This is a genomic window from Staphylococcus sp. HMSC069E10 (assembly GCF_001809205.1).
Taxonomy (GTDB): Bacteria; Bacillota; Bacilli; order Staphylococcales; family Staphylococcaceae; genus Staphylococcus; species Staphylococcus hominis.
The window spans coordinates 1-9,572 of record NZ_KV796481.1; the positions used below are offsets into that span (position 1 = coordinate 1).

Here is a 9,572-nt window from a genome sequence, read left to right on the forward strand (position 1 = left end):
ATTTACATTAATAATGTTGTGATAACCTTTATGTTCTAAAATACCAATAGCTATAGAACTTCTAATGCCAGATTGACAGTGGACATAAATAACATCATTTTTATTGAAAGGTAAATCTGTTTCTAAAAGTTTGCCGTGTGGTACATGAACCGCTTGAGATAAGTGGCCATTATTTCATTCATTATCATTACGTACATCTAATATATGTGATTCGTTACCTGTAATGTCTTCACTATGAATAGAATGTGTTTGAATATTAGATTGAAATAATTGATATTCACATCGTACCCAATCAACCTTCTATAGGAATAAAGAAGTTAGCATATTTATAATGATATACAATATTTGAATAATCAAAAGGTATACCAGTAGTAGTATAAAATGTTAATTCATGACGCATACATGGATCATTCGGATGAAGACTCAATTTTGGAGCTTCGCTTTCAGAAAGAAAATCAATATAAAAATAGATATCAGAAAAGCCAATATTAATTTTAAGTTGAGATTGAAGGTATTCAAAAATGGAACTTGCAGCAATTTGATTATCTAAATGATTAACTAAATCTGTATTAAAGTAGGATGTTTCAATACATAAAGGATGATTATCTAGATAACGAATACGTTCTACATAATAGACGTGAGCATTTTTATCTTTTAAGCGTAAATGTTCTTTTACATTATTATCTGGACGAATAAGTTGAAGTGTTAAAACTTTACTTGTAACTTGATGCTCGTGTAAATTATCTGAGAATCCTTTAGTCTTTAAAAGATTAATATAGCCAGATTTCTTTTTATTGCGTACATAGATACCACTACCTCTTGTTTGATAAATAGTTCCTTCCTTTTCTAATATTCCAAGCGCTTTAATAATAGTACTTTTACTTACTTGGTATTTTGCTTTCAACATTTCTACACTTGGAAGCTTATCCCCGACAGCAAACTCGTTGTTTGAAATAGAATCATTAATTTCTTTAGCAATATGTTCATACTTTAACATGGTTTTGCGCTCCTCAAATATAATTTTAATATATTATATCAAAATATATAATGTTTTAGAGAATTATACCGGTATAATTAACGAAAAATGTTTACAAATTGTACCGGTATAATTATAATTAAAAATGAAAAGGCTTTCATTTTTAGGGTTGAAATTAATAAGAAGCAATTTGGGAGGTTTAGTTATGAGTGAAAAAGATAAACGATTGGCAAACGAAATTCTTGAAGCAGTAGGTGGAGAGGAAAATATTGTCAATTATACACATTGTGCAACGCGATTACGGATTGTTTTGAAACGTTCTGTACCTGAGGCTAAGAAGAAAGTATCAGCACTAGATGGTGTAGTAACAGTTGTTGAAAATAATGGACAGTTTCAAGTAGTTATTGGTAATGCGGTTGCTAGCGTATATAAAGAATTTGAAGGATTAGTTGGTGAGGAAAATCAGCAACCAACTGAGGATGAAGGTGAAAAAGGAACAATTATAAACCGTATTATTGCAACTATGTCAGCGGTGTTTGCTCCATTCATCTATGTGTTAGCAGCAGCAGGGATTTTGCAAGGAATTTTAATTGTAGCTAAGATATTTTTCCCGACATTTGAAAATACAGGAACTTATGAAGTCTTTAATTTTATTTCATGGGCACCATTTACATTTTTACCTATATTCATTGCCATTACAGCAGCAAAACATTTTAAAGTAAATACATATATTGCTGTAGCATGTTGTGCCGCATTAGTTAGTCCAGACTTAACAGATATTGTTGAAAAAATTAGTAGCGGTAAATCATTTACATTTATTGGTATTCCTCTAAGTGAAACAAGTTATACGTCATCTGTATTGCCACCGTTATTATTAGTATGGGTCTTGTCATATGTAGAAAAATATTTAAATAAGTATATTCATGAAGTAGTCAGACCATTATTTGTACCATTTTTTAGTATTGTAATTATGGTTCCATTAACATTACTAATTATTGGTCCATTAGCTTCTGGAGCTGCGCATGGTATCGCTCATGGATTTAATTGGTTAGTAGCTGTAGCGCCATGGTTAGCTGGTTTATTAATTGGTGCATTTTGGCAAGTATTCGTTATTTTTGGTGTTCATTGGGGCATCACACCTATGGTTTTAGCAAACTTTGAACAGTATAAAAGCGATGCCTTCCAAGCCTTCCAAACAATTGCAGTTATTTCTCAATTTGGTGCAGTTATTGGTGTATTCTTTAAAACTAAAAATAAAGAACTAAAAAAAGTATCATTATCAGCTGGTATTACTGGTATCTTTGGTATTACAGAACCTTCAATATATGGAGTGAACTTACGTTTTAAAAAACCATTTATTATTGCATGTATTAGTGGGGGGATTGGCGCCTTAATTGCTAGTTTCTTTAAACCGAAATATTATGCATATGCTGGTTTACCTGGTCCAATTACTGTTGTAAATGGTTATAGTCCAGATAATCCAACATCTATATGGGGGATTCTGATTGGTTCAATAATTGCTATTATTCTACCTATTATTCTAATACAAGTGTTTGGTTATGGTGAAGATACAACTGAACAAGTAGAAGATGAAGAAAGAAACAAAATAAACCAAGATACAATGACTTCTAATGATCATCTTGAAAGTGATATATATTCACCATTGAATGGTTCGATTGTTCCATTATCTAAGGTTAATGATCCTATATTTGCAGAAGAAATGATGGGTAAAGGATTAGCAATTCAACCTGAGAGCGATGAAATAAGAGCTCCTATTGCTGGAACAGTTAGTATGGTAACGGTCAGTAAGCACGCTATTGGGATTACGTCATCAGATGGTATTGAACTTTTAATACACGTTGGTTTAGACACAGTTAAATTAAATGGTAAAGGCTTCGAGTTACTTGTTTCTGAAAATGAGAAAGTTGACGTAGGACAACCGATTTTAAAATTTGATGCAAACTATATTAAAGAACAAGGTTATGAGATTATTACACCGGTACTTATTACAAATAGTAGTGAATTTGAAGAAATCATTGTAACTGATTCTCAAAACATAAAAGTGAAAGATAAGATGATTACTGTAATTAAAAAATAAAGAAATAATAAATCAGAAAAGGAGTTTTGAATAATGTCTAAATTACCAAAAAATTTCTTATGGGGTGGCGCTTTAGCTGCCAATCAATTTGAGGGTGGCTATGATCAAGATGGCAAAGGATTAAGCGTCATTGATGTAATGACAGCGGGAGCTCATGGTAAAGCACGTGAAATTACAAAACATGTCGAAGAAAATAAGTATTACCCTAATCATGTTGGAATTGATTTTTATCATTGTTATAAAGAAGATGTAAAACTATTTAGCGAAATGGGTTTAAAATGTTTAAGAACATCAATCGCATGGACACGTATTTTTCCAAATGGAGACGAAAAAGAACCTAATGAAGCGGGTTTACAATTTTATGATGATTTATTTGATGAATTGCTGAAATATAATATTCAACCTGTAATTACACTTTCACATTTTGAAATGCCATTACATTTAGCACGTGAATATGGTGGTTTTAGAAATCGTAAAGTAGCAGATTTCTTTGCTCATTTTGCAGAAACGGTATTTAAACGTTATAAAGATAAAGTGAAATATTGGATGACGTTCAATGAAATTAATAACCAAATGGATATTAATAATCCAATTTTCTTATGGACGAATTCAGGTGTCTCTTTGACAGATAATGATAATAAAGAGGAAGTCTTATACCAAGTAGCACATAATGAATTAATCGCAAGTGCTAAAGCGGTTAAAATAGGTAAGAAAATTAATCCTGAATTTGAAATTGGTGCAATGATTTCACATGTACCAATTTATCCGTATAGTTGTAATCCAAAAGATATTATGGAAGCCGAAGTAGCAAATCGAATGCGTTTCTTCTTCCCAGATGTACATGTACGTGGTTACTATCCAGGTTATGCAAAGAAAATGTTTGAACGTGAAGGTTTAGATATTGGTTGGCAAGATGGAGACGAAGAAATTTTACGTGAGGGTAAAGTAGATTATATTGGTTTTAGTTATTATATGTCTACAGTAGTGAAACATGATAATGAAGTAAGTGTAGATGATAATGTTGTTAACGGGGGATTACCAAATTCAGTAGACAATCCTTATATTAAAAAGAGTGATTGGGGTTGGGCTATTGATCCAGTAGGCTTACGATACACTTTGAATGCTTTATATAATCGTTATCAAATTCCGTTATTTATTGTTGAAAATGGTTTTGGTGCTGTAGATGAATTTGATGAAAATGGACATATTCATGATGACTACCGTATTGAATATTTACGTCAACATATTCAAGCTGCTATCGAAGCAGTAGATAAAGACGGCGTGGACTTAATAGGTTATACACCTTGGGGTATTATTGATATCGTATCATTTACAACCGGCGAAATGAAAAAACGCTATGGACTAATTCATGTAGATCGTGACAACGAGGGAAATGGCTCATTAGCACGTACAAAAAAAGCTTCATTTGATTGGTATCGTAAAGTTATTGAATCAAATGGTGAAGAATTATAATTGTGTTACATCAATAACTAAATAGAAAAGACACCTTGTTATAGCTTTAATAAGGTGTTTTTCTATATAAAGTAAAAAAATATAAAAGAGGGGTATTATTTTTGAATTAATAGTAACAGATATGGATGGTACGTTTTTAAATTCACAAGGTAGTTTCAATCGTGAAAAATTTCAACGACTATTGATTAAATTGAAGAATAGAGGTATTCGTTTAGCCTTTTGTACTGGGAAACAAAATGAACGTGTAGATGCGATTGTTGAGGACTTAGCGAAAGATTTATTTATTATCGGAGACAGTGCTTCACGAATTAAAATTAATGGAGTGAATATCTATACTAAAACATTTAACAATCAACTTGGACTTGAAGTGATTGAGACAATTAAAGCTATTGATGTTAATCTAGTGATTGTTGTTTGCACAGAAGGTATGGCTTATGCTGAGCAGCATATTTCCGAAAAAGAACGAGACATGGTTTTGGGTTCATATGAGAAAATAACTTTTGTAAAAGATTTAAATACGATTGATCAGGATATTTTAAAAGTTACTATTTTTGATTCACAAGGTCAGTGTTTCGAACATGTTAAAGGTTTAAGTAAATATGAAGACACTCTCTATATCGTAGCTGCAGAAGAGAATTGGATAGATATCACACATAAAGACGTTGATAAAGGAAAAGCGATTCGCTTTTTACAAAATTTATTAAATATAAGTAGTGAACAAACGATTGTATTAGGTGATGGTTTAAATGATATTCCTTTAGTTGAGCATGCACGATACAAAGTTGCTATGGACAACGCTTATCCAGAACTTAAAAGTAAAGCAAATTTAAGTTCAATTAATAATGATAGAGATGACGTAATAGAAACATTGAATACATTACTTATCAATGACGATAATCATAGTGAATGAAACAATATGTAATTAACTTTTATACGATAAACCGCATCATAAAGGAATTTTGAACGTATCAGAACATATGAGGTTTATAAGAATTGCTGTTATGTTTTTTGAACACATCAATAAACAAAAAAGGTATGCACTATGTAAAATATTTATTAAATGATATAAAGCGAGGATACATAAATGATTTTTAAATAGATATTTATCTAATAATATAAAAAGGGACTATAAGCTATGTCTAACTACTTATAGTCCTTCTTCATTAGTATAAATATTAAGAAAGGTGTATATCTTTATAACCTTCATTTACATTAATAATGTTGTGATAACCTTTGTGTTCTAAAATACCAATAGCTATCGAACTTCTAATGCCAGACTGACAGTGTACATAAATAACATCGTTTTTATTGAAAGGTAAATCTGTTTCTAAAAGTTTGCCGTGTGGTACATGAACCGCTTGAGATAAGTGGCCATTATTCCATTCATTATCATTACGTACATCCAATATATGTGATTCGTTACCTGTAATATCCTCGCTATGAATGGAACGTGTTTGAATCTTAGATTGAGGTAATTGATATCCAGCAACATCATCGTATCCAATGAGTTGTAAGGTGTGTGTTGCTTTTGAAACAAGGTGATAGTCTCCAATCAAGTTAATTTCTTGATCATAGTTTAGATACCAGCCAATTTGATTGATGAAATTTTTATCATATGGAATATTGATTGTACCTTCAATATGTCCACCATGATATGCCTCCTTACTGCGGAGATCAAAAGTTAATCTGTTTGTATTTGTAGCTGGATAAACCGTATAAGGTTGATATAAATTCATACCGAATTGATTAATTTTTTTCATTTGTGCAAAATGATGTGGTGGTGCAGGTTGGTCAGAAATGAGTTTATCGATAAAGGTAGCTTCGTTATTTTCAGAAAAAGCCCAGTTCGTTTGTTTTTCATAGCCAAGCGTAGATGTTGGAATAGCACCTAAAGATTTACCACAAGGACTACCAGCGCCATGGCCAGGCCAAATTTGAATGTAATCTAGCAAGTCTTTAATACTTTCAATCGATTTAAACATTTGTTTAGCGCCTATTTCAGATGATCCTTCTACTTTAACCGCTTTTTCTAGTAAATCAGGTCTACCGATATCTCCTACAAAAATAAAATCACCACTGAATAGTCCCATTGGAACTTGTGCTCCAGCACCTTCGTCAGTAAGTAAAAAACTTATACTTTCTGGCGTGTGACCCGGTGTATGAAGCACTTTTAATTTTATATTTCCTACATAAATATCGTCATTATGTTGAACAAAATGAGTGTGGTTAGGCATATTTTTATAACCTAATGTGTCATCACTTTCACCCGATACATAAATATTAGCATTTAACTTTATAGCAACATCTCTAATTCCTGAAGCAAAATCTGCATGTATATGTGTTTCAGCTGCATGAGTAATGGTTAAACCTTCTTCATCAGCAACTCGAATATATGAAGATAAGTCACGAATAGGATCAATAATCATGGCTTCTCCAGTTTTTTGACAACCGATTAAATAAGATGCTTGAGATAAATGTTTATCATAAAATTGTTTAAAAAACATAATATCATTCCTTTCTAATTATATAAATAAATTGTGATTAGCTTGTTCTGTATATCCAATATATGCACCTACGCCACCGTATTCTACATCATCGCGTAGTTCTTCTTTTGTAATGCCCATCACATCCATACTCATTGTACAAGCGATAAGTTTAACACCTTGCTCAACCGCTTGATCAATAAGAGAAGGTAAAGTATCGACATTTTTCTTTTTCATGACATAACGCATCATTAGATTGCCTAAACCAAACATATTCATTTTAGAAATAGGCATGTTAATTGGTGAATTTGGAAGCATGAAGTCAAAAAGTTTTGCAATACCTTTTTTCTTAATGCGTTGACTTTGAATTTTTTTAAGTGCATTTAAGCCCCAAAATGTGCAAAAGATGGTTACATCTCTACCTGCAGCTTTAGCACCATTAGCAATAATCATTGCTGCAACTGCTTTATCTAGCTCGCCGCTAAATAAAACAATTGTTGTTCCACTTTTCGTGTGTGTCACTTCTATATTTTTATTTTCTTCTTTTTGAATAATAGCGCGAATTTCATTACCAAAATCGTTGAGTCTAACAAGCGTATGTCCAGTTTGTTTGACCCAACTTTTAATATCATTTAAAAATCCGTGATCAGTCACAACAACTTCTATTTGATCACCAATAGCGATGTTTTTGATTTCTTTACTAATATTAACAATAGGTCCTGGACACTGTAGATTACTATAATTGAATGTCTTACGATTATCTTTAATTTCTCTATCTTCTTTTACTTTAGATAAATTATCATTATGATGTTGTTCTTCGTATGCGGTATAACCTCCGTCTAAATTCACCACATCGTATCCGCGTTGTGCAAGAAATTGACTGGCTTTTCTACTTCTATTACCACTTTTACAATAGATATAGTAAGTTTTATTTTTGCTTTGTTTAAAAGTCTCTATATTTTCAACTGAATGTAATAAAGCATTTTTAATGTGTCCTAATTCAAATTCTTCAGGCTGTCGAACGTCAATTAATTGACCCTTAGAACCCAATTCTTGTAATTCTTTTTTAGTGAAATCATTAATGTGTTTCGTTTTATATTGTGACATAATTACCTCCTTTTAAATACCTATGGGGGTATATTATAACGAATTAGATAGTTTGTCAAATACCTATGGGGGTATTTGACAAACTAAAATTTAATCAATATGATGTAATTATTAAAAATAAATGTGGAGTGAAATATATTGGAATATAATAAAAAGATGATTAATCGTATTCATCGCATACAAGGACAGCTTAATGGAGTCATTAAAATGATGGAGGAAGAAAAAAATTGTAAAAACGTCATTAGTCAATTAAGTGCTTCTAAAAGTTCTATTCAACGGTTAATGGGTATTATCATTAGTGAAAACTTAGTAGAATGCGTCAAAATGTCTGAAGAAAATAGTGAAGATTCTCAGGCACTAATTAATGAAGCAGTTGAATTATTGATAAAAAGTAAATGATAAGTATAACCACCATTATAGTAATGTTAGTTATTGGTATCTTAGGAGGATTTATTTCTGGATTAGTCGGTATAGGGGGAGCCATTGTTATTTACCCGGCTCTCTTATTATTACCACCATTATTTGGTTTACCTACTTATAGTGCTTATATTGCTTCAGGATTAACTTCAAGTCAGGTGTTTTTTAGTACATTGAGTGGATCTTTAAACGCATATAAAAATAAAAATTTTTCTAGAACGCTTATACTTAATATGGGAAGTGGAATGGTAATAGGTAGTATGCTAGGTGCAATCTTAGCGAATTTAATAAATGTTCAGTTTGTTAATACGGTTTATATTATTATTGCATTACTAGCTCTTATTCTAATGTTTATAAAAGTTACACCATCTACTAGTCATATTAAGTTTAATCGTCTACTTTTAATTACAATAGGTGGTATCATCGGTTTGGTATCTGGTATTGTAGGAGCTGGTGGCGCATTTATTATTATTCCAGTACTACTTGTTATATTTAAATTACCAATGAACATGGTAGTTACAAATAGTATTGTAATTGCATTCATCTCTTCTATTGGAGCATTTATGATTAAATTATTACAGGGTTATATTCCTATCAATAGTGCAATACCGTTAATTTTAGGTAGTATACTATTTACGCCTCTAGGTATGAAAATGGGCCAGAAAATACCTGACTATATTCAAAAAACGATAATATGTATTTTAATCGTCGTTGCAATTATTAAGTTGATATTTTAAAAACATGGGAGTGGGACAACATTCATTTTGAATTTGTAGTCTCGCTCCCTAAATTAATTCATACTATATTTAATTTAAAAGTTATTTTACATGTTTAAGATTTATGATAAAACAATATTAAAAAAACCGTATCATTAACTGATGCGCAGACTCATACTATAAATAAAACTAAAAATGAGGTTATATATAACTCACTCTGAAATTGATTGAATATATAGTATCTTTAATAAAATGCAGCTATTGTGGCGTAGAATTTGAGAATCAAAAAATGATTAATATAG

At 31.2% G+C, this 9,572-nt stretch carries 8 protein-coding genes and 1 pseudogene; 5 read left to right on the forward strand and 4 right to left on the reverse strand.

The window, feature by feature from the left end; genetic code table 11:
* Positions 1-276, reverse strand: a pseudogene (locus HMPREF2561_RS10585) (rhodanese-like domain-containing protein); the annotation flags it as partial.
* Between the two features lie 16 nt (positions 277-292).
* Positions 293-997, reverse strand: coding sequence for a GntR family transcriptional regulator (locus HMPREF2561_RS06015; RefSeq protein WP_070468522.1), 705 nt, complete (start codon positions 995-997; stop codon positions 293-295).
* Between the two features lie 184 nt (positions 998-1,181).
* On the opposite strand from HMPREF2561_RS06015, the gene HMPREF2561_RS06020 reads away from it, so the two are divergent.
* From HMPREF2561_RS06020 to HMPREF2561_RS06030, 3 genes are all read left to right on the forward strand, one after another.
* Positions 1,182-3,074, forward strand: a complete 1,893-nt coding sequence (locus HMPREF2561_RS06020; RefSeq protein ID WP_070468524.1) for a beta-glucoside-specific PTS transporter subunit IIABC — start codon at positions 1,182-1,184, stop codon at positions 3,072-3,074.
* A 33-nt stretch (positions 3,075-3,107) separates the two neighbouring features.
* Positions 3,108-4,547, forward strand: coding sequence for a 6-phospho-beta-glucosidase (locus HMPREF2561_RS06025; RefSeq protein ID WP_070468527.1), 1,440 nt, complete (start codon positions 3,108-3,110; stop codon positions 4,545-4,547).
* A gap of 97 nt (positions 4,548-4,644) precedes the next feature.
* Positions 4,645-5,457, forward strand: a complete 813-nt coding sequence (locus HMPREF2561_RS06030) for a Cof-type HAD-IIB family hydrolase (RefSeq protein ID WP_070468529.1) — start codon at positions 4,645-4,647, stop codon at positions 5,455-5,457.
* Between the two features lie 265 nt (positions 5,458-5,722).
* Here the strand turns inward: HMPREF2561_RS06030 and cstB are convergent, their stop codons facing one another.
* Together cstB and HMPREF2561_RS06040 are read right to left on the reverse strand one after the other, a co-directional pair.
* A complete protein-coding gene (cstB, locus tag HMPREF2561_RS06035) occupies positions 5,723-7,051 on the reverse strand; it encodes a persulfide dioxygenase-sulfurtransferase CstB (protein WP_070468531.1) in 1,329 nt (442 codons plus the stop codon).
* A gap of 18 nt (positions 7,052-7,069) precedes the next feature.
* Entirely contained in the window at positions 7,070-8,137 is a 1,068-nt protein-coding gene (locus tag HMPREF2561_RS06040) for a DsrE/DsrF/DrsH-like family protein (RefSeq protein ID WP_070468533.1), read from the reverse strand.
* Positions 8,138-8,275: 138 nt separating this feature from the next.
* Between HMPREF2561_RS06040 and cstR the strand changes: the two genes are divergently transcribed.
* A complete protein-coding gene (cstR, locus tag HMPREF2561_RS06045) occupies positions 8,276-8,536 on the forward strand; it encodes a persulfide-sensing transcriptional repressor CstR (protein WP_000456195.1) in 261 nt (86 codons plus the stop codon).
* Positions 8,533-9,291: a sulfite exporter TauE/SafE family protein gene (locus HMPREF2561_RS06050; RefSeq protein WP_002473148.1), complete on the forward strand. Its 759-nt coding sequence runs from the start codon at positions 8,533-8,535 to the stop codon at positions 9,289-9,291. The genes cstR and HMPREF2561_RS06050 overlap by 4 nt, the downstream gene beginning before the upstream one ends.
* Positions 9,292-9,572 lie beyond the last annotated feature (281 nt).